Consider the following 635-nt stretch of genomic DNA (forward strand, 5'->3'; position numbering starts at 1 on the left):
CGGTCGCAGTTTGAGTATCGGGGGTGGGTGACGGCTTCCTCGGTGGGGGAGGCGGTTGCGGGGTTGCGGGTGCTGGCTGCCGGTGGGGTGGATGAGGCGGTGGTCAGTGGTGTGGCCCGGCGGCAGGGGAAGGTGGTGTTCGTCTTTCCGGGTCAGGGCTCGCAGTGGGCTGGTATGGGTCGGGAGCTGCTGGCCGGGAGTGAGGTGTTTGCTGCGGCGGTGGATGCCTGTGATGCGGCGTTGCGGCCGTTTACCGGGTGGTCGGTGCGGCAGGTGCTGGCTGGTGGGGGTGGGGATCATCCGCCGTTGGAGCGGGTTGATGTGGTGCAGCCGGCGTTGTTTGCGATGGGGGTGGGGCTGGCTGCGGTGTGGCGTTCGCTGGGGGTGGAGCCGGCTGCGGTGGTGGGTCATTCCCAGGGTGAGGTGGCGGCCGCGGTGGTGTGTGGTGCGCTGAGTCTGGAGCAGGGTGCGCAGGTGGTGGCTCAGCGTTCGCGGGCGGTGCTGGCGTGTGCGGGCCGGGGTGGTATGGCGTTGGTGGAGCTGCCGCCGGCTGTGGTGGAGGAGCATCTGGCGCCGTATGGGTCGGCGTTGTCGGTGGCGGCGGTCAATACGGCGTCTTCCACGGTGGTTTCCGG

The 635-nt window shown here is 69.8% G+C and carries 1 protein-coding gene; it reads left to right on the plus strand.

Annotated features, from left to right (window positions below):
* Window positions 1–27: 27 nt before the first annotated feature.
* Window positions 28–635, plus strand: a 608-nt coding sequence (locus CCN35_RS25745; RefSeq protein ID WP_342748655.1) for an acyltransferase domain-containing protein, incomplete at its 3' end; no start/stop codon positions are given.

The organism is Streptomyces thermovulgaris, assembly GCF_002155915.1.
Taxonomy (GTDB): Bacteria; Actinomycetota; Actinomycetes; order Streptomycetales; family Streptomycetaceae; genus Streptomyces; species Streptomyces thermovulgaris.